This is a genomic window from Micromonospora sp. NPDC049004, from assembly GCF_040649315.1.
Lineage (GTDB): Bacteria > Actinomycetota > Actinomycetes > Mycobacteriales > Micromonosporaceae > Micromonospora.
Genome location: NZ_JBEZFG010000005.1, coordinates 391,246 through 414,406, shown reverse-complemented (window position 1 = coordinate 414,406; position 23,161 = coordinate 391,246). Strand labels below are relative to the sequence as shown.

General features: G+C 71.3%; 28 protein-coding genes. 13 read left to right on the top strand and 15 right to left on the bottom strand.

Going from position 1 to position 23,161, the window contains the following annotated elements:
• Window positions 1-3 precede the first annotated feature (3 nt).
• The gene (locus AB0B97_RS18165) at window positions 4-801 is read right to left on the bottom strand and encodes an alpha/beta hydrolase (RefSeq protein ID WP_357494765.1); all 798 of its coding nucleotides are present in this window, start codon (window positions 799-801) and stop codon (window positions 4-6) included.
• A gap of 112 nt (window positions 802-913) precedes the next feature.
• Here AB0B97_RS18165 and AB0B97_RS18160 point away from each other — a divergent pair, with 112 nt between their 5' ends.
• The 6 genes from AB0B97_RS18160 to AB0B97_RS18135 all read left to right on the top strand — a co-directional run bounded on the left by AB0B97_RS18160 (window position 914) and on the right by AB0B97_RS18135 (window position 5,236).
• The gene (locus AB0B97_RS18160) at window positions 914-1,540 is read left to right on the top strand and encodes a helix-turn-helix transcriptional regulator (RefSeq protein WP_234582315.1); all 627 of its coding nucleotides are present in this window, start codon (window positions 914-916) and stop codon (window positions 1,538-1,540) included.
• Window positions 1,537-2,256, top strand: coding sequence for a hypothetical protein (locus AB0B97_RS18155; protein WP_357494763.1), 720 nt, complete (start codon window positions 1,537-1,539; stop codon window positions 2,254-2,256). Before AB0B97_RS18160 ends, AB0B97_RS18155 begins: the two co-directional genes overlap by 4 nt.
• Window positions 2,257-2,327: 71 nt before the next feature.
• On the top strand, window positions 2,328-2,642 hold the full coding sequence (locus AB0B97_RS18150) for a DUF2516 family protein (protein ID WP_234582317.1): 315 nt from the start codon (window positions 2,328-2,330) through the stop codon (window positions 2,640-2,642).
• Window positions 2,639-3,526 (top strand): alpha/beta hydrolase, encoded by an 888-nt coding sequence (locus AB0B97_RS18145; protein WP_234582318.1) that lies wholly within the window; start codon window positions 2,639-2,641, stop codon window positions 3,524-3,526. The genes AB0B97_RS18150 and AB0B97_RS18145 overlap by 4 nt, the downstream gene beginning before the upstream one ends.
• Before the next feature lie 11 nt (window positions 3,527-3,537).
• The gene (locus tag AB0B97_RS18140; protein ID WP_007465709.1) at window positions 3,538-4,275 is read left to right on the top strand and encodes an alanyl-tRNA editing protein; all 738 of its coding nucleotides are present in this window, start codon (window positions 3,538-3,540) and stop codon (window positions 4,273-4,275) included.
• A 46-nt stretch (window positions 4,276-4,321) separates the two neighbouring features.
• Window positions 4,322-5,236 carry an SDR family oxidoreductase gene (locus AB0B97_RS18135; RefSeq protein WP_357494760.1) on the top strand — a complete coding sequence of 305 codons (915 nt, stop codon included), beginning with the start codon at window positions 4,322-4,324 and terminating at the stop codon, window positions 5,234-5,236.
• 37 nt (window positions 5,237-5,273) lie between these two features.
• Here AB0B97_RS18135 and AB0B97_RS18130 read toward each other — a convergent pair whose 3' ends face one another.
• The 5 genes from AB0B97_RS18130 to AB0B97_RS18110 are packed head-to-tail and all read right to left on the bottom strand — an operon-like array spanning window position 5,274 to window position 9,855.
• Window positions 5,274-6,257: a YafY family protein gene (locus AB0B97_RS18130; RefSeq protein ID WP_357494758.1), complete on the bottom strand. Its 984-nt coding sequence runs from the start codon at window positions 6,255-6,257 to the stop codon at window positions 5,274-5,276.
• A gap of 24 nt (window positions 6,258-6,281) precedes the next feature.
• Window positions 6,282-6,923, bottom strand: a complete 642-nt coding sequence (locus tag AB0B97_RS18125) for a response regulator transcription factor (RefSeq protein WP_357494756.1) — start codon at window positions 6,921-6,923, stop codon at window positions 6,282-6,284.
• Window positions 6,920-8,188: a sensor histidine kinase gene (locus AB0B97_RS18120; protein WP_357494754.1), complete on the bottom strand. Its 1,269-nt coding sequence runs from the start codon at window positions 8,186-8,188 to the stop codon at window positions 6,920-6,922. Before AB0B97_RS18120 ends, AB0B97_RS18125 begins: the two co-directional genes overlap by 4 nt.
• An 11-nt stretch (window positions 8,189-8,199) precedes the next feature.
• A complete protein-coding gene (locus tag AB0B97_RS18115; RefSeq protein WP_234582323.1) occupies window positions 8,200-8,934 on the bottom strand; it encodes an ABC transporter permease in 735 nt (244 codons plus the stop codon).
• A 12-nt stretch (window positions 8,935-8,946) separates the two neighbouring features.
• A complete protein-coding gene (locus tag AB0B97_RS18110) occupies window positions 8,947-9,855 on the bottom strand; it encodes an ABC transporter ATP-binding protein (RefSeq protein WP_357494752.1) in 909 nt (302 codons plus the stop codon).
• Window positions 9,856-10,054: 199 nt separating this feature from the next.
• Between AB0B97_RS18110 and AB0B97_RS18105 the strand changes: the two genes are divergently transcribed.
• Window positions 10,055-10,846: an EI24 domain-containing protein gene (locus AB0B97_RS18105; protein WP_357494750.1), complete on the top strand. Its 792-nt coding sequence runs from the start codon at window positions 10,055-10,057 to the stop codon at window positions 10,844-10,846.
• A 1-nt stretch (window position 10,847) separates the two neighbouring features.
• Window positions 10,848-11,363: an O-acetyl-ADP-ribose deacetylase gene (locus tag AB0B97_RS18100; RefSeq protein ID WP_357494748.1), complete on the top strand. Its 516-nt coding sequence runs from the start codon at window positions 10,848-10,850 to the stop codon at window positions 11,361-11,363.
• Window positions 11,364-11,693: 330 nt separating this feature from the next.
• Here the strand turns inward: AB0B97_RS18100 and AB0B97_RS18095 are convergent, their stop codons facing one another.
• Window positions 11,694-11,891 carry a DUF397 domain-containing protein gene (locus tag AB0B97_RS18095; protein ID WP_357494746.1) on the bottom strand — a complete coding sequence of 66 codons (198 nt, stop codon included), beginning with the start codon at window positions 11,889-11,891 and terminating at the stop codon, window positions 11,694-11,696.
• Entirely contained in the window at window positions 11,879-12,460 is a 582-nt protein-coding gene (locus tag AB0B97_RS18090) for a DUF5753 domain-containing protein (protein WP_357494744.1), read from the bottom strand. The genes AB0B97_RS18095 and AB0B97_RS18090 overlap by 13 nt, the downstream gene beginning before the upstream one ends.
• A 425-nt stretch (window positions 12,461-12,885) precedes the next feature.
• Here AB0B97_RS18090 and AB0B97_RS18085 point away from each other — a divergent pair, with 425 nt between their 5' ends.
• The 5 genes from AB0B97_RS18085 (at window position 12,886) to AB0B97_RS18065 (ending at window position 16,034) form a co-directional block, all read left to right on the top strand.
• Window positions 12,886-13,074: a hypothetical protein gene (locus AB0B97_RS18085; protein ID WP_357494742.1), complete on the top strand. Its 189-nt coding sequence runs from the start codon at window positions 12,886-12,888 to the stop codon at window positions 13,072-13,074.
• Window positions 13,071-13,337, top strand: coding sequence for a flavin reductase (locus tag AB0B97_RS18080; RefSeq protein ID WP_357494740.1), 267 nt, complete (start codon window positions 13,071-13,073; stop codon window positions 13,335-13,337). Before AB0B97_RS18085 ends, AB0B97_RS18080 begins: the two co-directional genes overlap by 4 nt.
• Before the next feature lie 184 nt (window positions 13,338-13,521).
• On the top strand, window positions 13,522-14,652 hold the full coding sequence (locus AB0B97_RS18075) for an ABC transporter permease (protein WP_357494973.1): 1,131 nt from the start codon (window positions 13,522-13,524) through the stop codon (window positions 14,650-14,652).
• Entirely contained in the window at window positions 14,649-15,380 is a 732-nt protein-coding gene (locus tag AB0B97_RS18070) for an ABC transporter ATP-binding protein (protein WP_357494738.1), read from the top strand. The genes AB0B97_RS18075 and AB0B97_RS18070 overlap by 4 nt, the downstream gene beginning before the upstream one ends.
• 69 nt (window positions 15,381-15,449) lie before the next feature.
• A complete protein-coding gene (locus tag AB0B97_RS18065) occupies window positions 15,450-16,034 on the top strand; it encodes a TetR/AcrR family transcriptional regulator (RefSeq protein WP_357494736.1) in 585 nt (194 codons plus the stop codon).
• An 18-nt stretch (window positions 16,035-16,052) separates the two neighbouring features.
• Here AB0B97_RS18065 and AB0B97_RS18060 read toward each other — a convergent pair whose 3' ends face one another.
• The 7 genes from AB0B97_RS18060 to AB0B97_RS18030 all read right to left on the bottom strand — a co-directional run bounded on the left by AB0B97_RS18060 (window position 16,053) and on the right by AB0B97_RS18030 (window position 23,073).
• A complete protein-coding gene (locus tag AB0B97_RS18060) occupies window positions 16,053-16,949 on the bottom strand; it encodes a GNAT family N-acetyltransferase (protein WP_357494734.1) in 897 nt (298 codons plus the stop codon).
• Window position 16,950: 1 nt separating this feature from the next.
• Window positions 16,951-17,364, bottom strand: coding sequence for a RidA family protein (locus tag AB0B97_RS18055; protein ID WP_234582331.1), 414 nt, complete (start codon window positions 17,362-17,364; stop codon window positions 16,951-16,953).
• A gap of 102 nt (window positions 17,365-17,466) precedes the next feature.
• Window positions 17,467-18,474: a LacI family DNA-binding transcriptional regulator gene (locus AB0B97_RS18050; RefSeq protein WP_234582332.1), complete on the bottom strand. Its 1,008-nt coding sequence runs from the start codon at window positions 18,472-18,474 to the stop codon at window positions 17,467-17,469.
• A 19-nt stretch (window positions 18,475-18,493) separates the two neighbouring features.
• Window positions 18,494-19,873: a GH1 family beta-glucosidase gene (locus AB0B97_RS18045; RefSeq protein WP_357494732.1), complete on the bottom strand. Its 1,380-nt coding sequence runs from the start codon at window positions 19,871-19,873 to the stop codon at window positions 18,494-18,496.
• On the bottom strand, window positions 19,870-20,703 hold the full coding sequence (locus AB0B97_RS18040) for a carbohydrate ABC transporter permease (protein ID WP_357494730.1): 834 nt from the start codon (window positions 20,701-20,703) through the stop codon (window positions 19,870-19,872). The genes AB0B97_RS18045 and AB0B97_RS18040 overlap by 4 nt, the downstream gene beginning before the upstream one ends.
• Complete coding sequence (locus AB0B97_RS18035) at window positions 20,700-21,692, bottom strand: sugar ABC transporter permease (protein ID WP_357494728.1); 993 nt, start codon at window positions 21,690-21,692, stop codon at window positions 20,700-20,702. The genes AB0B97_RS18040 and AB0B97_RS18035 overlap by 4 nt, the downstream gene beginning before the upstream one ends.
• A 73-nt stretch (window positions 21,693-21,765) precedes the next feature.
• On the bottom strand, window positions 21,766-23,073 hold the full coding sequence (locus AB0B97_RS18030) for an extracellular solute-binding protein (protein WP_357494726.1): 1,308 nt from the start codon (window positions 23,071-23,073) through the stop codon (window positions 21,766-21,768).
• Window positions 23,074-23,161 lie beyond the last annotated feature (88 nt).

The following is a 23,161-nucleotide window of genomic DNA, read 5'->3' as shown; positions in this document are numbered from 1 at the left end:
TGTTCAGGTCAGGAACGCGAGCAGGGCGGTGCTGACCGGCTCCGGACGTTCCAGCGGCAACAGGTGTGCGGCGTCCGGCACGTCCGGCAGCCGTACCGCGCCGGGGACCTCGGCGGCGATCCGGTCGGCGAGGCGGCTGATGTCCGGCACGTCGGCGGCGCCGGCGGTGACCAGGACGGGCACCCGCAGCTCGCCGAGGCGATTGATAGCCGGAGGCGTCAGCTCGCCCACCTCGACCGCACCGAGCGCCAGCTCGGCGGCCAGGGCCCGCTGGTCCATCTCCTGCGCGAACGCCAGCAGTCCGGGGTCGACGTCGGCCGGCTGGCGGCCGGGCCCGACCACCCAGAACCGCACCTCGCCGGCCGCCCCGGCGACGAAGTCGTCCGGGTCGACCTCGCCGACCAGGTCGTCCCAGAGGTCGTTGGCCTCCTCGGACCACTCGTTGCCGGAGACCGCCGTGTCGAAGAGGGCCAGCGCGCTCACCCGGTCCGGATGCGCGAGCGCGGTGTCGACGGCGACCGACCCACCGAAGGAGCAGCCGACCAGCGCGGCCCGGGGCAGGTCGAGGGCGTCCAGCAGGCCGGCCACGTCGTCGTGGTGCGCGAACGGCGTCGGAGGAAGCTCCGAGTCTCCGTACCCGCGCAGGTCCGGGACGATCACCCGGTGCCGGGCGGCGAGCGCGGGCACGACGCCCCGCCACATCCGCCGGTCGGCGATGCCGGCGTGCAGCAGTACGACTGGCGAACCGGTGCCGACCTCGTCGTACGCGAGAAGTGCTCCGTTGACTGTGATCTTGTCCACCAACGGACCGTACGGATCCGGCGAGCGGCGCGCAAACGTGGTGCTGAGACCTTGCTAACTTTGGCAAGCATTTCGCTTGCAGGAGCTAGCACGCGGCACTAGCGTCGGGGTCATGGCCACACCCAAGGACCTTCCCGACGTCGGCGGGTTCATCCGCGACCTGCGGCGCAACGCCAAGATCTCGCTGCGTCAGCTCGCCGAGCAGGCGGGGGTCAGCAACCCGTACCTCAGTCAGATCGAGCGCGGGCTGCGCAAGCCCAGCGCCGAGGTGCTCCAGCAACTGGCCAGCGCGCTGCGGGTCTCGACCCCGGCGATGTACCTGCGGGCCGGGCTGCTCGACGACAAGGAGGGCCACGGTGTGCTCGCCGCCATCGCGGTGGACACCGACCTCACGATGGCCCAGAAGCAGTCGCTCAGCCAGATCTACGAGACGTTCCGCCGGGAGAACGCCCGGCTCTCCGAGGCCCAGGCCGAGGCCCAGGCCGCCGCCGCGACCACCCCGACCGACGTCGCCGACGAGCCGGCCGACGTGGCCAACCTGGCAGCCACCGGCCCCACCACCGCGGGCGGCACCCCGACCGAGGCCGTGCTCGAGTCGGTCGCCGTCACCGAGGCGGGCACCGCACCCGCCCCGGGCAGCAGCACCAGCACCCCCGAGAAGCGCAGCACCCCCGAAGAGAAGGCCGCCGGACCGGCGGTCCGGAAGGCCGCCGAGGCGGCCGAGGAGGAGACGTCATGACCGAGCCGAAGACCAACCGCATCCCCGCCCCGATCTACGCCGCCGCCGGTGCCGCCGAGCTGGCCCTCGAGCAGCTGCGCAAGCTGCCCGCGACCGTCGGTCTCCACGGCACCCGGGTCGTCGCCGACCTCGGCGGCCGGGCGGTGCTGACCGGTTTCGAGCTGCGCCAGAAGGCCACCGAGACGCTGCGTACCGCCAACGAGACGGCCGAGACCCTGCGCGGTCGCGCGCAGGCCGAGCTGGACCTCGCCAAGCTGCGCGAGTCGGCCGACCTGGCCAAGCTCCGTGAGGTCGCCGACATCGACAAGTTGCGAGCCGCCGCGACCCGCAACGCCGCCGTGGTGATCGCCGGTGCCCAGGCCGCGCAGGAGCGGGCGTTCGCCGCGTACGGCGCGCTGGTGGCCCGTGGCGAGCGGGTCGTCGGCGCCGGCGTGCTGGAGGCCGCCGAGACGGTCAACGCCGACATCGAGGCCACCCAGGCCGCGCCGGCCGCGGCCGAGGCGACGGCCCCGACGGCTGCGACCGCCCCGACGGCTCCGGCGGCGACGCCGGCCCCGGCCGAGGTGCCGAGCCCGGCCGAGGTGGCCGAGATCGCCGAGGCCAAGCCGGCAGCCGTCAAGAAGGCCGCCCGGGCGAAGGCCGCCAAGCCGGCAGCCGAGACCCCGTCGGCCAAGCTGCCCCGGGCCACCAAGCGGACGCGCCCGGCGGCCGAGTAGTTCGTCAGGTCGGCGATCCCGACGGCGTCCTTGACGGACGTAGTCGGGGTCGCCGACATAAACTTGCCGGCATGGCCACCGCCGCGCCGATCTTCGCGTTCGAAGTCCGTTACGTGATCGAGCTGATCCTGCTCGTCTTCGCGTTGATCATCCAGGGTGTCGCGTTGGTGCATGCCATCACGCAGCGCTCCGACGCATTCTCCGCCATCGGGACGCTGCCCAAGGGCGGCTGGATCGCCATCCTGGCGGTCTGCCTCGTGCTGATCCTGCTCAGTCGCGGTCCGATCAGCCTCTTCGGACTGATCGGCATCGCCGCCGCGCTCATCTACCTGCTCGACGTGCGGGTCGGTCTCCGCGACCTCAGCGACGGCAAAGGGTTCTGGTGAGAGGTTTCCGCTGGCCCCCTCCACCGGACAGCGGCCCCCGCACCTGGGGGCCGGGCCCGGGCGGGCCGCGTACCGGCCGGCCCGCTCTGCCGGAGCCGGAGACGGAACTGGTCGCCACCCCGCACGGCGTGCAGCTGGAGCGCCTGGTCACCGGCGTCGGTGATCCGGTCACCGTCTTCGCGCACGGGCTGGGCAACGGGATCGCCACCACGCGACCGTTCGGCAGCGGGGTGGCCGGTCGTCGGCTGTTCTTCCAGTTCCGGGGGCACGGCCGCTCCGAGGCGCCGCCCGGCCCGTGGACCTACCTCGACCTGGCCCGCGACCTGCGGGCCATCGCCGATCTCGGTGGCGCCAGCCGCGCGTTCGGGGCGAGCCTCGGCGCGGGCGCGCTCTGCGCCCTGCTGGCCGAGAGCCCGGAGCGCTTCGAGAAACTGGTGTTCTTCCTGCCGGCGGTGCTCGACCAGCCCCGTGGGCCGGTCGCCTGGGAACGTGTCAGCGCCCTGCTGGAGGCCGTCGAGAGCGGTGACGCCTCGGCCGTCGCCGACGTCGTCTCACTGGAACTACCGGTGGCGGTCCGCAACACGCCGGCCGGCTGGGCGTACCTGCGGCAGCGGCTCGACCAACTGCTCCGCGACGGTCTGGCCGACGGTCTGGCCACCCTGGCGGATCAGGTGCCGCTGAGCGACGCCACCGCCCTGGCGGCGGTCACCGCGCCGGCCCTGGTGATCGGCTGCGCCGGCGACGACCTGCATCCGGTCGAGGTCGCCGAGCAGCTCGCCGCCGCGCTGCCCCAGGCCACCCTGCACGTGTACGACAGGCCGGGCGTTCTCTGGTCGGAACGCGCCGATCTGCGCGGGCGCATCTCCGGCTTCCTCAACGAGTAACGTGCCCTGTCATGGGCGTCACACAACATGGCCGCACGCACCGGCTGGATCTCGCCGACCCGACCCTGCGGGAGTGGACCTGCACGGTCCTGCACGCCGACCCGGAGCAGGGCATCGTCCTGGACCGCTCGGCGTTCTACCCGGGCGGCGGCGGCCAACCGCCGGATCACGGCGTACTGCTCTGGCAGGGCGTGCAGACCCGGATCGTCGGCACCCGCAAGGGCGACGACCCGTACCTGATCCCCGCCGAGGGTGACCCGCTACCGCCGGTCGGCACCGAGGTCGTCGGCGCGGTGGAGGACGAGCGCCGCACCCGCCTGATGCGTACGCACTCCGGGCTGCACGTGCTCTGCGGCGTGGTGTTCCGCGACTTCGGGGCGCTGGTCACCGGCGGCAACATGGAACCGGGCGAGGCCCGGATGGACTTCAACCTCCCCGAGGTTCCCCCGGATTTCAAGAGCCGCATCGAGGAGCTGGTCAACGCCGAGGTGGCGGCCGACCGCTCGGTCGCCACGCGGGTGCTGCCGCGTACCGAGGCGTTGGCCCTTCCGGACATCATCCGTACCCAGTCCAACCTCATTCCGCCGGACGAGCAGGAGGTCCGGATCGTCGACATCGTCGGCCTGGACGTCCAGGCCGACGGCGGCACCCATGTCGCGTCCACCGCCCAGATCGGCAAGGTGCAGGTGGTCAAGGTGGAGAGCAAGGGGCGGGCCAACCGTCGGGTCCGCGTCCGGCTGGTGGACTGACAAATTCGGACGACGGCTGTCAGGTATCGCTGGCAGCCTCGGAGGCATGACACAACCGCTCGCAGGAAAGATCGCGCTCGTCGCCGGTGCCACGCGGGGCGCCGGTCGACAGATCGCGGTCCAGTTGGGTGCCGCCGGCGCCACCGTGTACGCCACCGGCCGCAGCAGCCGCGCCGGCCGTTCGGAGATGGACCGGTCGGAGACCATCGAGGAGACCGCCGAGCTGGTCACCGCGGCCGGTGGCACCGGCATCGCCGTGCGGGTCGACCACCTGGTGCCCGACCAGGTCCGCGACCTGGTCGCCCGGATCGACGCCGAGCAGGGTCGACTCGACGTGCTGGTCAACGACATCTGGGGCGGCGACCCCCTGGTGACCTGGGACAAGCCGGTCTGGGAGCAGCCGCTGGAGGCGGGTTTCCGCACCCTGCGGCTGGCCGTCGACACGCACATCATCACGAGCCACTTCGCCCTGCCGCTGCTGATCCGCAAGCCCGGTGGCCTGGTCGTGGAGATCGGCGACGGCACCAAGGCGTACAACGACGAGAACTACCGCCTCTCGGTCTTCTACGACCTGGCCAAGGTCTCGGTCAACCGGCTCGCCTTCACCCAGGCGCACGAGCTGAAGCCGCACGGCGGCACGGCTGTCGCGCTCACCCCCGGCTGGCTGCGCTCCGAGGCGATGCTGGAGCACTTCGGCGTCACCGAGGAGAACTGGCGCGACGGCGCCGCCACCGACCCGCACTTCCTCATCTCGGAGACCCCGGCCTTCGTCGGCCGCGCGGTGGCCGCGCTCGCCGCCGACGAGGAGAAGGCCCGGTGGAACGGTCAGTCAGTCGACGCGGGGACGCTGTCGAAGGTGTACGGCTTCACCGACGTCGACGGCAGCCAGCCGGAGGCCATCCGGTACATCACCGAGGTGGTCGACGCGGGCAAGCCCGCCGACGTCACCGGCTACCGCTGACCCGCTGACCGGTCACCGGCGGGCTCGCTGACCGGTGTCACGGCACGGCCGGGCCGTCGTAGCGTGCGGCGGCCCGGCGTGCCGCGTCCGCCATCCGTGCGCGCAGCTCCGGCGGGTCGAGCGCCTCCACCTCCGGGCCCAGCGCCAGCAACTGGGCGTACGCGACATCTACCGACTCGACGGGCAGCCGGGTCACCACGCGGCCCTCCTCGTCGGGCTCGCCTGCGGCGGCGACCACCTCGTCGTACACGTGCGGGGCGTCGACCAGGTGCCGGAGCTGGCGCAGGCCGGCGGGGGTGAGCCGGACGGTCACCTCGGCCCGCAGCATGGTCCGCAGGAATTCCCCGGCCTGCTCCCGCCAGTGCCCGGCCAGATCGAAGCCCTCGTTCCGCTCGAAGTGCTCCTCGCCCACCTCGACACCGGTCACCCGGTCCACCCGGTAGGTGCGCGTGTCGTCGCCGACCCGGCCGACCAGGTACCAGACCCCGTTCTTGAGGACCAGCCCGTACGGCTGCACCCGGCGGGTCACCTCCTGCGCGCCGCGCCGGTACCGCAGCTGCGCCACCCGGTCTCCCCAGACCGCCCGCGCCAGCTCGGCCAACCACTGCGGTGGCGGCGTTTCCCGGAACCAGCCCGGCACGTCCAGGTGGAACCGCTGCCCCGCGCGGACCGGCGCGTCGCGCAGCGCCGGCGGCAGCGCGGCGAGCACCTTCAGCTCGGCGGCGGCCACCGCGTCGGCCAGGCCCATGTCGCCGGCCGGGCCGGGCAGCCCGGCGAGGAAGAGGGCCTCCGCCTCGTCGCGGGTCAGCCCGGTCAGCCGCGTCCGGTATCCGCCGAGCAGCCGGTAGCCGCCGGCACGGCCCCGGTCGGCGTACACCGGCACCCCGGCGGCGGACAGCGCCAACACGTCCCGGTAGACGGTCCGCTCGGAGACCTCCAGCTCCCGCGCCAGCTCACCCGCCGTCATCGATCCGCGCGCCTGCAACAGCAGCAGCAGCGAGATCAGTCGGGACGCGCGCACCAGCCCATCCTGCCCGGCCCCCGCTCACCGCCCGCCGGGGGTCAGCAGCCCCCGGTCGTACGCGGTGGCCACCGCGGCGGCCCGGTCGTTGACCCCGAGCTTGGCGTACAGGTGCAGCAGGTGTGTCTTGACGGTGGCCTCGCTGATGAACAGCCGGGCCGCCGCCTCCCGATTGGAGGCACCCCGGGCCACCAGGGTGAGCACCTCCAGCTCACGCTGGCTGAGCGGCTCCTCGACCGGCGTACGGAGACGGCCCATCAGTCGCCCGGCGACGCTCGGCGCGAGCACCGACTCACCCCGGGCGGCGGCCCGTACCGCGCGGACCAACTCCTCGCGGGGCGCGTCCTTGAGCAGGTAGCCGGTGGCGCCGGCCTCGATCGCCGGCAGCACGTCGGCCTCCGTGTCGTACGTGGTGAGCACCAGCACCCGGGCGGTGCTGCCGGAGCGGGCCAACGTGCCGATGGCTGTCACCCCGTCCATGCCGGGCATCCGCAGGTCCATCAGCACCACGTCCGGCCGCACCGTCGCGACCAGGGTCAACGCCTCCGAGCCGTCGGCCGCCTCACCGACCACCTCGAATGCCGGGTCGCCGGTGAACATGCCCCGCAACCCGTCGCGCACCACCGGATGGTCGTCGACGATCAGCAGCCGGATCGGGGCGGTCAACCGGCACCTCCCGGCAGCGCGGGGACGGACGCCGAGATGGCGGTGCCGTTGCCCGGCTCGGACTCGACCGCCAACTCGCCACCGACCCGGGTCACCCGCTGCCGCATCGCGGTCAACCCGTACCCGCCGCCCGGCTCGCGGGACGCCGGTTGGCCGGTGGCGTCGAAGCCCGTCCCGTCGTCACGGACGTCGAGGGTGACCACGTCCGTCATGTACGACAGGGTCAGCCCGACCCGTGACGCGGCGGCGTGCCGGGCCACGTTGGCCAGCGCCTCCTGGGCGGCCCGCAGCAGGGTCACCTCGACCTCCGGGTGCAGGGGGCGGGGCGTACCGGTGGTGGCGACGTCGGCCCGTACCCCGTGCAGGGCCGCCCAGCGCCCGCCCAGCTCGACGAGCGCGTCCGGCAGCCGGGCCGTCTCCAACGGCTCCGGGCGGACCGCCCGCACCGAGCGGCGGGCCTCGGTGAGGCTCTCCCGGGCCAGCGCGAGCGCGTTGTCGACGTGCCGGCGCCAGTCGGCGGAGCGGTCCCGGGTCTGCTCGGCCGCCTCCAGTTGCGTGATGATCCCGGTCAACCCCTGGGCCAGGGTGTCGTGGATCTCCCGCGCCATCCGTTGGCGCTCGTCCAGCACGCCGGCCTCGCGTGCCTGGGTGAGCAGTTGGGCGTGCAGCCCGGCGTTCTCCCGGACCGTCTCGGTGAGTTGACGGTTGGCCTCGCCGAGTTCCGCCATCAGCCGTCGGCGATTGGCGTCCTCCTTCTCGGCCATCGTCGCGAACCAGCTCACCGAGCCGGCCACTAGCAGGTTGAAGAGCACCAGCACCAGCCAGAGTGGCCAGTGCGACGTCACCACGGCCAGACCGCCGCCCTGCGAGGTGGCGACGAGGGTGGCAGTGGTGACCATTCCGGCGACCCGCCAACGCCCGGGCAGCACCGGGAAGGCGTGGATGTATCCGATCCAGGCGAAGAAGCCGTACCACGGGCTGGCCGCCACCAGCACAGCCGCGAACGTGAGCAGCCCGGCGTAGTAGACAGCCATCACCCTGCGCCGGCTCTGCCAGTCGGGGTGCAGGGTGACGAACCAGGCGACCCAGCAGCCGGCAGCCACGGCGACGGCGAGGGTGGGCGCCGCCCCCGGGCTGGCGGGCGCCGGTGCGACGAGGGCCAGCAGGGTGCCCAGCGCCAGCCCGCCGTACGGGAACACGCGATAGACGTTCGCCTCGCGCTTTCGCCAGCTGGCCAGCCGGTCGTACCCACCGCTGCTGGTCATCGGATCCCCGCTCACTCCCAGCGGAACAGTTTCGCCGCGCCAGCCCCGGCCGTCACGGCGATCACCGCCATTATCGCCAGGTGCAGCGGCTGCGGCGAGGGGCCGGTCCAGGCGTCGAGGAGCGCCTGCACCCCGGGCGGCGTGTAGTCACCGATCCGCGCCACGGCGTCCGGAAGCAGGAACCGGGGCAGGTAGACCCCGCCGAAGAACATGGTGAGCAGGAACAGTGGCACGGCCAGGGCCTGAGCCGCTTTCGTCGTCCGGGCCACGGCGGCGACCAGCAGCCCGAGCGCCAGCAGCGCCGCCGTGCCGAGGACGAAGGCCAGGGCGAAGCCGAGCGGGTGCTCCGGGAGCGGCACCCCGAACGCCAACCGGCCGACGATGATCAGCAGCAGCGCGCTGGCCAGGATCGCGGCCAGGGCCACCACCAGTTGGGCGGCGAGCAGAGCGCCCGGGTGCGCAGGAGTGGTCGCCAGCCGACGCAGCACGCCGCGTTCCCGGTAGGTCGCCAGCGCCATGGGCATCGTGTTCACCCCGACCATGGCCAGGGTGACCACGAGCAGCGACGGGGCGAAGTAGTTGACGAAGTTCTGCCCGTCGAAGTTCGGATCCGGCTCGCGGAGCGAGGGGATCAACCCGAGCACCACCAGGATCATCGTGGGTAGCCCGACTATGGTGAGCAGCGTCGGCAGGTCGCGCAGGTAGAGCCGCGCCTCGATCCTCAGGATCTGACGGAACGCGTGCATGCTTGCCCCTTTTCAGTCGACGGGCCGGTGCCCGGTCAGCTCGACGAAGGCGTCGTCGAGGGTGGACTGCTCCAGCCGCAGGTCGGCGGCGACGATCTGGTGGCGGGCGAGCACCGAGGTGACCGCGTGCAGCAGGTCACCGGTGCCGGTCACCACCACCTGACCGCCGGTCCGCCGCACGTCGGACACCTCGGGCAGGTCGGTGAGGAGCCGGTCGTCGACAGGCGCCGAGGGCCGGAACCGGACCCGCTGCTCCGGAGCCACCGCCGACACCAGGCCCGTCGGGGTGTCCAGGGCGACCACCCGGCCGCGGTCGATCACCGCGATCCGGTCGCAGAGCCGCTCGGCCTCCTCCATGAAGTGGGTGACCAGCACGATCGTCACTCCGCTGTCGCGGACCTGCTCGATGAGACCCCAGGTGTCCCGGCGGGCCTGCGGGTCCAGCCCGGTGGTCAGCTCGTCGAGGATCGCGATCTCCGGGTTGCCGACCAGGGCCAGCGCGATGGAGAGCCGCTGCTTCTGACCGCCGGAGAGCTTCTTGTACGCGGTGTTGCGCTTCTCGCCCAGGCCCAGCTTGTCGATCAACGCGGCCGGGTCGGCGGGGTTGCGGTAGAACGAGGCGTACAGCTCCAGGGCCTCGGCGACCCGGAGCCGGTCGGGCAGCTGGCTCTCCTGGAGCTGCACCCCGACCCGCTGCCGCAGCTGGACCGCGTCCCGGCGCGGGTCGAGCCCGAGGACCGACACCCCGCCCCCGTCGGGGACGCGCAGCCCGGCGACACATTCCACCGTGGTGGTCTTGCCGGCGCCGTTCGGACCGAGAACGCCGAAGATCTCCCCGGCCTCCACGGTGAGCGACACGTCGTCCACCGCGACCAGATCGCCGTACCGCTTCTTCAGGTGGGTCACCTCGATGACCGGCATCGTGCCGCCTTCCGCCGCCGCTGACTTCGTACCCTCAAGGGTCGTCGGGCTGACCCGGCGGCGAATCGACCGGTCGGCGACGGACCCCGGCGATCCCGGTGGATCGCCGCCGTCCGTCAATCGGTTGATGTGGACGCGCGGCATCGCTGCTAGCGCTCCGCCCGGCGGTTTCGGACACGGCTGGTTAGGCTGCTCGATCGTGGACGCCAGCAGAATCGCCAGCCCGGTGACCGGGGTCGTCGGACGCTTCTTCCTCGGGGTGAGGCTGCTCCTGCGCGGCCTGGGCCTCTATGTCCGCAGCCCCGGGCTGATGCTGCTCGGCATCGTGCCGGCGCTGATCTCCGGTGCGCTCTTCGTGGCCCTGCTCGCCACCCTGGTGTACTTCGTGGACGACCTGGCCGCGCTTGTCACGCCGTTCGCCGACGACTGGTCGAGCACCGGCCGCAGCCTGGTCCGGGTGATCGCCGGTCTGGCCTTCCTGGGGCTCGGTGGCCTGCTCGGTGTCCTCGCCTTCACGGCGGTCACCCTGGTCATCGGCGATCCGTTCTACGAGAAGATCTCCGAGCGGGTCGAGGAACGGCTCGGCGGCACTCCGGACGCGGTGGACGTGCCGTTCTGGTCGTCGCTACGCCGCAGCCTCGCCGACTCGGTACGCCTGGTGGCCCTCACGGCGTTGGTCGGCATCCCGCTCTTCTTCGCCGGTTTCATCCCGGTGGTCGGCCAGACTGTCGTGCCGGTGATCGGGGCGGCGGTGGGTGGCTGGTTCCTCGCCGTCGAGCTGGTCGGGGCGCCGTTCTACCGACGTGGCATGCGGCTGCCGCAACGCCGGACGATCCTCAAGGCGGACCGGCCCATGGCGCTCGGCTTCGGGGTGGCGGTGTTCCTCTGCTTCCTCATACCGCTCGGCGCAGTGCTGGTCATGCCGGCCGCGGTCGCCGGTGCCACCCTGTTGGCCCGCCGGTCACTCGGCCAGTCGATCGAGGAGAGCTGACGTGGAGATCACCCTGGTCGAGGGGGACATCACCGCCCAGCGGGTCGACGCCGTCGTGAACGCCGCGAACTCGTCCCTGCTCGGCGGCGGCGGTGTCGACGGCGCCATCCACCGACGCGGCGGGCCAGCCATCCTGGCCGAGTGCCGGGCGCTGCGCGCCGCCAAGTACGGCAGAGGGCTGCCCACCGGGCAGGCGGTGGCGACCACCGCCGGGAACCTGCCGGCCCGCTGGGTCATCCACACGGTCGGTCCGGTCTTCTCGGCCGGCGAGGACCGGTCGGGACTGCTGCGCGACTGCTACGTGAACAGCCTGCGGGTCGCCGACGAGCTGGGCGCGTCCACAGTGGCGTTTCCGCTGATCTCCGCCGGTATCTACGGCTGGCCGGTCGACGACGCGGTCCGCCAGGCGCTGTCGGTGCTGCGCTCGGCCTCCCCAGCAACCGTCACCGAGGCCCGACTGGTGCTCTTCGGCGCCGACACGCACGCGACGGCCCGCGAGGTCTTCGAGGCGGCGTAGCCGGCAGCGTGATCACGTGATCCTGACCGGTTGCGAGTCACCGTAGGGATTTGGTCAGCATCACGTGATCGAGGATTCGACACGCGACAGGCTTCGCGCGGCGCTTCCGGTCCCGTCGCCGGTCGCGCCGGTCGCGCCGGTCGCGCCGGTCGCGCCGGTCGCGCTGGTTCCGCTGGTTCCGCGCAGATCTTGGACAGTTACCGTTCGCTCAGAACGGTAACTGTCCAAGATCTCGTTGTTTCCTGGTGCGACCACAGTTCGCCACAGCGGTCGCCAGGCATAGTGCAAAGACCCTCGGGCTCGCCCGAGGGTCTTTGTCGGCGTTGCTGCTCAGAGGGCGGGGGTCTTCACCATGTCGACGAAGCCCTGCCAGGTGTGAGGGGCGAACCGGAGCGTGCCGCCGTCGCGGTCCTTGGTGTCCCGAACGAGGACGACGCCCGGCAGGTTGTCGGCGACCTCGACGCAGTCGCCGCCGTTAGAGCTGCTGCGGGTGCTGGTACGCCACTCGGCGTCGTTCAGGTCAGCCATGTTCGTGCCCTCAGAAAGTCGATGGTGTGGCGGCGAGGAAGAGCCACTGAGCGCAGCGTATCCCAGATGGCCCAGAGTGGGGCTGTCTCATTGGTCAGCCGGCCCGATGCCTGATCGTCGAGATATCCCACGTCGCCATCCTCAGTGGTTGCAATGACGAACGGTCCGGCCTGTCCGGCGTGCATGCCCGCGTCAAGCGGTAACACGTGGAGGAAGGTGTTGGGCCGCTGCGCCATTTCGATCAGGTGGTCCAGCTGCGGGTGCATGATGTCGGGCTCCCCGCGGCGCAACGCGCATTCGTCGATGACCGCGATGAACAGCGGAGGCTTCCGCCGGTTAAGGACGGCTGCCTGCCGGCGAAGCCGCGTCTCCACGTAACCCGCAACCTCGTCCGCGTCCAACAACCCGCTGCTGAGGACCAGAGTTGCGTACTCCGGCGTCTGTAGCAGACCGGGAATCACCGATACCTGGAACGCGCGGAGAGCGGTCGCCTGAAGCTCTGTCTCGACCCATGGCCGCAGCCACGCCGGCTCACGGCGCTTCAAAACGTCCGGCCAAATGTCCCTCACTTCAACCTTCAGGACACTCGCCGCTGCCGCTCGATGGCGGGGATGGGGAACTCTACCCGGCGTGACCCACCGTGTGACCGTCTTCGGATCTACTCCCACCTGCTCGGCAAGACTCTCAACAGTCTCGCCGAGTCCGCCAGTGCAGCCCGTAGCGCCTGATTCATAGTCGCCTCCCACTGGACGTCCCTAACGTCTACCGAACGTATATCTACGGGGTGTAGCCGTCCAGCTCCGCTCGGCAGGGTGGCAGGTGAGCGGCACTGCTGGTGGAGGTGTAGCCCGGCGGCGGTGTCAGCCGGGGCCGTCCCGTGGGCGAGCACTCAGGGGCGGCCCCTCCTAGTCCACCGGAGGGGGAGGCATGGCCGCAGCACCAGGACCGACGTTCCGGGCCGGCGACCTGCTACGCCTGTCGGCCCACCGCGAGCGTGCAGTTCCTGCGTCCGATCACCGTGCGGGTCATCCGTGAGTTGGAGTGGGACACGTACGACGGGTGGGTGTGGCTCGACGCGTACGAATTGGGCTCGCGGGGTGACGCGGTCGCCCGGCGGGAGCTGTACGTGCGGCGCGAGGGCGTGCAGTTGATGAACGCCCGCCAGGCAGCGTGCGTCGGATGAGCCCCCGATCGCGGCCGCATCACGCGGGCCTGCCGCACTGGCGCTGTACCCGGTGCGGCGCCCACTGGCCGTGTTCGGCGGCCCGGCTGTCGCTGCTGGCTCGCTGGCGCGACGATCGGGTCGGGATGCTGCTCATGTTGACCACGCTCGCGCGCGAGGCGTTCGCCGACGCGCTGAGGCTGGGCCTGCGACCGGACCCGGCGGTGTACGTCGCCCGGTTCCTGGAGTGGACGCGCCCGCGCAGCGACAGCCGAGCCGACTGATCGCGACGCAGGCGGGTCTCCCCGCCTGATCACTAGCGGCCTGGCTGGTGTCCACGGTCAGCTCGCCCAGGCTGTTTTCGCAGGATGGCGTGTGGTGGGGGCGACACCTGCGCACGTCCATCTTGCCAACAGCATGTTGGTAACATGTCGACATGATGTCGATAACCCCTGTTGGCGGGTGCTGATGTTCCTCGCCATTCGTGAGCTGAGCTTTGCCCGCCTGCGCTTCGCACTGATGGGCGCGGTGATCGCCCTGATCGCCGTGCTGATGGTGATGCTGTCGGGCCTGTCGGTCGGCCTGGTCCGCGACGGGGTGTCCGGGCTGCAGAACCTGCCGGTCACCTCATTCGCCTTCGCGCACGACGTCCAGCGTGACTCGGCGTTCTCCCGCAGCGTGGTGGACCTGTCGGCGGTGGACGAGTGGTCTGCCCAGCCGGGCGTCGCGGATGCGGCACCCTTCGGCAACACGCTGGTGAACACGCGTACGGACCGGGGAACGGAGATCGACCTGGCGCTGTTCGGAGTCCAGCCCGACTCGTTCCTGTCGCCGTCGGTCAGTCAGGGTGAGCGACTGGGAACCGAGGACGGGATCGTGGTCAGCCCCACGGCGCTGGACGCGGGCCTGCGCATGGGCGACACAGTCACCATCGATCGGCTCGGCACGCGGCTGCGGGTCGTCGGCGTCACCGAGCAGCAGGACACCTTCGGGCACGTGGACGTGGCGTACGTGCCGCTGGCCGCGTGGCAGGCCATCAAGTCCGGCACCGCCCCCGGCGCGGCGCTGCCGCAGCGCGCCGCAACGGAGATCACTGCCGTGGCGGTCCGCGCGGACGACGGTAAGTCCGTCGACCTGGCCGCCGGGGACACCGCGGCGGGCACCGAGAGCCTGACCCTGAAGGAGTCCTACGGCGCCTCGCCGGGATACACCGCCGAGACGACGACGCTGCAACTGATCCAGGGATTCCTGTACGCGATCTCGGCGCTGGTCGCCGGAGCGTTCTTCGCGGTGTGGGCGATCCAGCGCAAGCCCGAGGTGGCCGTCCTGCGGGCGCTGGGCGCCTCGACCGGCTGGGTGTTGCGCGACGCGCTGACGCAGGCCCTCGTGCTGTTGGCGGCTGCTGTCGCCGTCGGCGTGGGGATCGGGCTCGCGCTCGGCGCCCTCATCACCGGCAGCGGTATCCCGTTCGCTCTGAGCATGCCGAGCATCTCCGCGGCCGGGGTCGGCCTCGTCGTCCTCGGCCTGATCGGAGCCGGCGCGGCGGTCATCCGCATCACCTCTGTCGACCCGGCCACCGCTCTGGGAGGAAACCGATGAGCAGCCGTCCCGCTCCGACCGCTTCGACCACACCCGCCGACGACGCACCCGGACGGCTCGGGTTGGTGATGCGTGCGGTGTCCCTGCGGCACGGCAACGCCGCCGAGACCGTGCAGGCGCTCGACGACGTCGACCTGACGGTGCGACCCGGTGAACTCGCCGCAGTCGTGGGTCCGTCCGGTGCGGGCAAGTCCAGCCTGCTCGCCGTCGCTGGCGGCCTGGCCCGGCCCGACCACGGAACCGTCACCGTGGCCGGTCAGGACATGACAGTTCCGAGTCGCCGTACGCGGACGGAGCTGCGCCGCCAGCATGTGGGGTTCGTGTTCCAGTCGGGCAACCTGCTGCCCGCGTTGACCGCCGCCGACCAGTTGCGGCTGCCCCTGCGGCTGGGGCCGCGGTCCCAGCGGTCCGGCCGGGACCCGCTGGAACTGCTCGCGGACGTCGGTATGGCGGACAAGGCCGGCCGGCGCCCCCACCAGCTGTCGGGCGGCGAACGCCAGCGCGTCGGAATCGCGCGGGCACTGGTCACCGAGCCCAGCGTGCTGCTGGTCGACGAACCGACGGCGGCGCTGGACCGGGCACGCAGTCACGAGATCGTGCAGCTGCTGGCCCACGAGGCCCGGCAGCGGTCGGTGGCGGTGGTCATGGTCACTCACGACCACGACGTCCTGCAATACTGTGACACCGTCTACGAGATGGTCGACGGCAAGCTCGCGGCCAGCAGCTGACCACGACGACGGGTGGGGCACGGCCGCAGAGGCCGGCCGGCCACGCCCGTCCGGAACGAGGGGGGCGGCGTGCCGAAGATCCAGGCCGCGACCGTCGCCGAGCACCGGGCGTCCCAACGCGCCGCGCTGCTCGACGCGGCACGCACCCTGCTGTCGAAACACCCCGAGCAGATCCCTGGTCTGGCCGAGGTGGCCCAGCACGCCGGTCTGGCCCGGTCCAGCGTCTACTCGTACTTCAAGTCCCGGGCCGACATGTTCGACGCCCTCGTCACCGAGACGTTCCCCCGCTGGTCGGCCTACGTCGAGAAGCAGATGGACGCGGCCGGCACCCCCGGCCAGAAGATCCAGGCGTACGTGGACAGCAACCTGCAACTGGTTGCCCGCGGCGATCACGCGCTGGCCCGCGCGCTGGCGTCGGCCGGCAGCAGCGAGACACTCGCCAGCTCCAGCCGACTCATGCACGACCGCCTGGAAGCCCCGCTGCGCGCCGCCCTCACCGACCACGGCTCCTCGGACCCGGTCCGGGTGGCCGAACTGGTGCAGTCGATCGTCTACGCCCTGAGTCGCATGATCGAGGGAGGGCTCGCCCTGGACGAGGCGACCAACCTCGCCCGCGAGGTCCTCAGCCCGTACCTCGACCGCGACAGCGGCTGAGGCTGCCGGCGGAGCTGGTCAGGTCAGCTCCGCCAGGCAGGACCACTGGGATCCCACGGGCCGGTAGCCCAGTCGGGCGTTGATCGCCAGCATCGGCGCGTTGGCCTCGTCGTTCGAGGTGTACGCGATCCGGACGCCGTTGGCGGCGGCCCGGTGCAGCGCCGCCGCCTTGGCCAGCCGGGCCAGCCCACGCCCCCGGTACGCGGGGACGGAGCCGGTGTAGTCCGACCACATCCGGTCGCCGTCGCGCTTCACGAGGCTGAAGGCGACCACCGCACCGTCGACCTCGACGGCGGTGCTGGACGTCTTGTCCAGCCCGAGGTTGTCCCACACGTCGTACTGCCAGCTCTCGTAGCTCTTCGCGTCGACAGGCACGTCGCCCGGTTCGTCCACCGCCGAGGCCACGTCCGCCACGTACAGCAGGTGTGGGTCCAGGTCGGCGATCGGATGCAGCCGTACGCCCGGGGGCGGCTCGGGCAGCGCTGGCGTCGGATTCAGGTCGAGCGCCGAATAGCGCACCTCCCGACTGGGCTCGTACCCGTGGTGACGGGCGAACGGCAGCGCGTCCGGCTGTGCCATGGCACGTACCCGGCGGATTCCCAACGGGCGCAGGTAGTCGGTCGCGGCGGTCAACAACGCCGTCCCGACGCCTCGCCGCCGGTGCTCCGGGTGCACGTGCAGCAGGTTGATGCCCCCGACGTTCGCCGCCGAGGTCGTCCCGATGCGTTCGGCGGACACCCACCCCACCACGCGGCCGTCCACCTCGGCGACGAACGCCGTCCAGTCCTCCCCGGGCGGCGGTTCGGCGATCATCTTGCGGGTCGACTCGACCCCACGCACCAGGTACGGGTGGACGGTCGCCCGCAGGGCCACCACGCCCGGGGCGTCGTCCGGCTGCGCCACACGGATACGCATGTCAGGCCCCCGTCCGTACGGCGGCGACGGCCTCGACCTCGACGAGCTGGTCGGTGTAGCCGAGCACGGCCACCCCGAGCAGGGTGCTGGGTGGGTCGTGGTCGCCGAAGAAGTCCCGGACCACCTCCCAGACGGTCACCAGGTCCTTCTGCTGCGACGACGCCACGTACACGGTGGTCTTGACGACGTCGGTCAGCCGCGCGCCGGCCGCGTCCAGGGCGGTGGAGAGGTTCGTCAGCACCTGCCGGGCCTGCGCGGCGTGGTCACCTGGCGCGACGGTACGGCCCTCGGCGTCCAGGGGGCACGCGCCGGCGGTGAACACCAGCCGGGCGGGCGGATCGACGGTGGCGGCGTACGCGTACTCGGCGACGTCGGACAGGGCGGGGACGTGCAGCAGCGCGACAGGATCCGGCATGCCGGCGAGGCTAACGACGATCGCCCGCCACAGCGACGCATTAAGCGACCCCTGCGCCCGGAGAGGCGTCGTGCGGATCTTGAAGCGGGGCAGCAGCCCCCGTCAGGCCGAGGCGCGGACGATCAGCTCGGTCGGCAGCATCAGCGACTGCTCGATCTCCTCGCCGGCGGCGAGGCGGAGCAGTTGTTGGGTCATCCGCCGGCCGAGTTCCACGATCGGTTGCCGGACGGTGGTCAGCGGCGGTTCCGTGTAGGCGGCGGTTTCGATGTCGTCGAAGCCGATCACCGCCACGTCCTCCGGCACCCGCCGGCCGGCCGCACGCAGCGTGCGCAGGGCCGCATGTGCCATCAGGTCCGAGGCGGCGAACACCCCGTCCAGGTCGGGATGGTCGGTGAGCAGGCGGTCCATCGCCGCCGCACCGGACTCGCGGGTGAAGTCGCCGACGGCGATCAGCTCGGGCAGCCCGGCGGCGGCCACCGTCTCCCGGTAGCCGATCAGCCGTTCGATCCCGGCGACCATGTCCTGCGGACCGGCGATGGTGGCGATCCGCCGGCGACCGCCGTCGATCATGTGTCGGACGGCGGTGGTGACCCCACCGACGTGGTCCACGTCGACGTACGGCACGGGCACGTCGCCGAGCGGCCGGCCGCTGACCACCACGGGGATGCCGAGGCGGGCCAGCGTGCCCGGCAGCGGATCGGCGCCGTGCAGCGAGGCGAAGAGCACCCCGTCCACGTGGCGACCTGTGGTGTACCGCTCGACCCGCTGGTGCCCGGCCGGTGAGCCGGCCAGCATCAGCACCAGCTGCTTGTCGGCGGCCTCCAACTCCTGACTGACGCCCCGGATGATGCCGGGAAAGACCTGGTCGTCGGAGAAGACCCGGGTGGCCGCCTCCGGCATGACCAGGGCGATCGAGTCGGTCCGCTGGGTGACCAGGCTGCGGGCGGCCAGGTTGGGCACGTACCCCAGCTCGGCGACCGCCCGGTTGACGGCCTCCCGGATGGGTTCGGCGACTGTGGTGGAGCCGTTGACGACCCGCGAGACGGTGGCCCGGGACACCCCGGCCCGTGCCGCCACCGCCTCGAGCGTCGGCCGCTGAGCCGTGGTCATCGCGACTTTCCCCCGCTCGTCACAGCCCGTTCCGGGAGATCACCTCCTGGTACCACCGGGCGCTGGCCTTCGGTGTGCGCCGCTGGGTCAGGTAGTCGACGTGCACGATCCCGAACCGCTTGCGGTAACCCTCCGCCCACTCGAAGTTGTCCAGGAATGACCATACGAGATACCCGCGCAGATCAACGCCCCGGGAGATCGCCTCGTGCGCCGCCCGCAGGTGCCCGTCGAGGTAGGCGATCCGGTCGTTGTCGATCACCTGGCCCGGCCCGGCCGGCGAGTCGCTGCCCGCCTTGTCGGGGAACGCCGCGCCGTTCTCGGTGATCAACAGCGGCACACCGGGATAGTCGGTGGCGATCCGCTCCAACAACCGGGTCAGCCCGGACGGCTCGATCATCCAGCCCATGTCGGTGAGCGGCCCGGCCGGCGGCAGGAAGTGCACGGCGCCCTCGGTGCCCGGGTACGCGCCGTCGCCGTCGCCGTCGGGGCGGCCGGCGACGTAGGTGGGCGCGTAGTAGTTGATGCCGAGCAGGTCGATCGGGGCGGCGATCAGCTTCTCGTCGCCGTCGCGGATGAACGTCGGCTCGACGATGCGGGCCATGTGCTCGCGTACGTCGTCGGGATAGCCGCCGGCCAGCAGCGGGTCCAGGAAGATCCGGTTGTGCAGGCCGTCGACCAGGCGGACGGCTGCGGCATCGGCCGCGCTCTGCGGGTCCGCCGGGCGTACATCGGCCGGGTTGACGGTGATGCCGACGCTGCGCGCGCCGGCCGCCCGCAGCGCCCGCGCCGCCAGGCCGTGCCCGAGCAGCAGATGGTGTACGGCGGTGAAGGCCGCCGCCCCGTCCTGCTCGCCCGGCGCGTGCACCCCGTTGCCGTAACCGAGGTAGGCCGAGCACCACGGCTCGTTGAGCGTGGTCCAGACGTCGATCCGGTCGCCGAGGCGGGCGTACACGGCAGTGGCGTACGTGGCGAAGTGTTCGGCGGTCTCCCGGTTGGTCCAGCCGCCCCGGTCGCCGAGGCTCTGCGGCAGGTCCCAGTGGTAGAGGGTGACGATCGGGTCGATGCCCCGGGCGAGCAGTGTGTCGGTGAGCCGGTCGTAGAAGTCCAGCCCGCGCGGGTTGACCGGGCCGCTGCCGTCGGGCTGGATCCGGGGCCAGGCGACCGAGAACCGGTACGCCCGCAGACCCAGGTCGGCCATCAGCGCCACGTCGTCGGCGTACCGGTGGTAGTGGTCGCAGGCGACGTCGCCGGTGTGGCCCTGGTACACCTTGCCTGGCGTACGGCAGAAGGTGTCCCAGATGGACGGGCCGCGACCGTCGTCGCGGGCCGCGCCCTCGATCTGGTACGCGGCGGTGGCCGCACCCCAGAGGAAGTGCTCGGGAAACCGGAGTTCACTCATGCCTTGACCGCACCTTCCATGATCCCGCCGATGATCTGGCGGCCAAACAGCACGAAGACCAGCAACAGGGGCAGCGTCGCGATGGCCGTCCCGGTGAACACCTGCGACATGTCCTGGTAATACCCGTCGGACAGCGCTCGCAGGGAGAGCTGAACGGTCGGGTTCGCCGGGTCGTTCAGCACAGCGTACGGCCACAGGAAGTCGTTCCAGGTGGTCATGAACGTGAGCAGGCCGAGCACGGCGGCCGCCGGGCGCAGCGCCGGCAGCACCACGTGCCACCAGATCCGCGGGGTGCCGCAGCCGTCCATCCGGGCGGCCTCGATCAGCTCGTCGCTGATGGCCTGGCCGGCGTACTGCCGCATCATGAACACCCCGAAGCCGGTGACCAGCACCGGGACGATCACCGCGGGCAGCCTGTCGTTCCACTGCAGCTTGGTCATGAGGAGGTAGAGCGGGATCACGCCGAGCTGCGTCGGCACCATCATCGTCGCGATGATCACCAACAGCAGCGCGTTGCGCCCCCGGAAGCGCAGCTTCGCGAAGGCGAACCCGGCCAGGCTGGAGAAGAACACGACCGAGACGGTGACCGTGGTGGCCACGATCGTCGAGTTGATCAGCCCGGTCAGGAAGTACGCGTCGGTGTTGTCGAACAGGCGGGCGATGTTGGCGCCCAGGTTGCCGCCGGGTGTGACCGGGGGTGGCAGTTGGCCCATCGCGTCGTTGCTGCGACTGGCGATGACGAACATCCACCAGATCGGGAAGATCGACAGGATGGCGGCGAACATCAGGGCCAGGTAGGTGAGCGGGCTCGCCCGCCAGAGCCGGCTCATCGGGTTGCTCCTTTTCGAGGGCCGGCCCCGCCGCCGAGTCGGCGCAGGATCAGCACGTTGACCGCCGCGACGATCGCGATGAGCGCGAAGAGCAGCCAGGCCACGGCCGAGCCGTACCCGAAGTTGTAGTGCGGGGCGAAGGCGTTCTCGAACATGTACATGGTCAGGGTCTGCGACTCGCGCAGCGGTCCGCCGCGGATCGGGTTGGTGCCGGAGTTGAACATCCGGGGTTCGGTGAAGAGCTGCAGTCCGCCGATGGTGGCGATGATCGTGCAGAAGATGATCGTCGGTTTGAGCAGCGGCACGGTGACCGACCAGAACTGCCGGGCGCGGCTCGCGCCGTCGATCGCCGCCGCCTCGTACAGGTCGCGGGGGATGGCCTGCATCGCGGCCAGGAGGATCAGCGCGTTGTAGCCGGTCCACCGCCAGTCGACCATGGCGGAGATGGCCACCCAGGAGGCGACCCGGTTGGACTTCCAGTCGATCGCGTCCATGCCGACCAGGTCGAGCAGCCAGTTGATCATGCCGAACTCGCGGCCGAAGAGCACCCCGAAGACGATCGCCACGGCGGCGGTGGAGGTGACGTTGGGAACGAGCACCGCCATCCGCCAGCCCGTACGCGCCCGCAGCCCCCGATTCAGGAGGTTGGCCAGCCAGAGCGCGGCGAGCAGCTGCGGCACCGTGGAGATGACGAAGATGCCCATCGTGTTGACCAGCGCGTGCCAGAAGTCGGCGTCAGCCAGCAGCCGGGTGTAGTTCTCCGCGCCGACGAACGGGTGGTCGGTGCCGAGCAGGTCCCAGTCGTGCAGCGAGACCCAGAAGGTGTACGCCAGCGGGTACGCCCCGAAGACTCCGAAGATCAAAAAGAACGGGGCGATGAAGAGGTACGGCGAGAAGCGGGTGTCGAGCCGGCTGAGCCGACCCGAGGATCGGCGGGGTTGCCCGGCAGTCGGTGCGACCGGGGGGCGGGCGTCGAGCTGGACGGTCATGCCCTCAGGACTCCTTTCCGTCGCGCGGGCGGGACCCCGGTTTCCCAGGAGCCCGCCCGCACGCTGGCTCGGGCTACTTGGCGGCGGCCTTCTTCGCGTTGGTCACCGCGTCCGTCCAGCCCTGCGTCGGGCTGCGCTGGCCCAGCTCCACGGTCCGTACGGCGTTCTCCACCTCGGTGCGGACGGCCTGGTTCTTGGGGCCCATGTAGACCGGCTTGAGGCTCTTCGCGCCGGTGCCGAAGATCGTTCCGACGGGCGCTCCGGAGAAGTACGCGTTTGTCGAGCCGGCGATCGCCGGGTCGTCGAGCGCCTGCGGCGAGGAGGGCAGCGGTCCCTTGGCCTTGAACGCACCGATCTGGCCCTTGGCGCTGGTCAGGAACTTGGCCAGCTCGATGGCCTCGGCCTGGTGCTTGCTCTGCTTGGGCACGGCGAGGTGCGACCCGCCCCAGTTGCCGCCGTTGCCGGGCACCCGGGCGATGTCCCACTTGCCCTTGGCGGCCGGGCCGGAGTTCTGCTCGATGACACCGGTCATCCAGGCGGGGCAGGCGATGGTGGCGAACTTCGTCTGCTTGAAGGCGGACACCCACTCCTCGGACCACGAGCCGTACTTGCCGGAGAGTCCCGAGTCGATGATGTCCATGGTGGTGTCCCAGGACTGCCGTACGGCCGGGTTGCTGTCGACGACGACGTTGCCGTTGGTGTCGTAGTAGCTGTAGCCGGTGGTGTTGCCGGCGGTCTGCAGGAGGATCGTGTTGAACGTGTTGGTGGCCGCGTCGAGGAAGGACGCGCCGGTCTTGGCCGCGACGAACTTCTCGCCGGTGGCGATGTAGTCCTGCCAGGTCGGCCAGAGCTTCGAGACCGCGTCCCGTTCGGTGGGCAGCCCGGCCTTCTCGAAGAGGTCCTTGCGGTAGCACATGGCGATGCCGCCGACGTCGGTGCCGAGGCCGATGAGCTGCTTGCCGTCGGGGGTCAGGCCGGCGTTCCACTTCCATTCGAGGAAGTTGCCCTTGAGGTCGGCGGCGCCGTGGTCCAGCAGGTTGACGAAGTTGCCGGGGTTGGCCTTGTACTCGACGAGCAGGCCCTCCTCGATGGCCACGATGTCACCGGCGCCCCGGCCGGCGGCGAGCCACTGGGTCAACTTCGGCGAGTACTCGTCGAGGTTGCTGCCGGTGCCCCGTTCGACGATCTTCACGTCGGGGTGCGCGGCCATGTACTCCTGGTAGAGCTGGTCGTAGCCGAACTGGCCGAAGACGTCGACGGTCAGCGTGATCGGCCCGTCCGCCTCGGCGTCGTCGCCGCCGCCGCAGCCGGCGGTGACGAGCAGGGCGGTCGTGGCGGCGAGGGCCACCGCGGCGAGGCGGCGGCGCGGAAGGACAGCCATCGGATATGGACCTCTCTCAAGGTGGTCAGGTGGTGGCAGAAGGCCAAGAGAGCGCTCTCACGTCAGGGTGGAGGGTTCGCCGGGCACT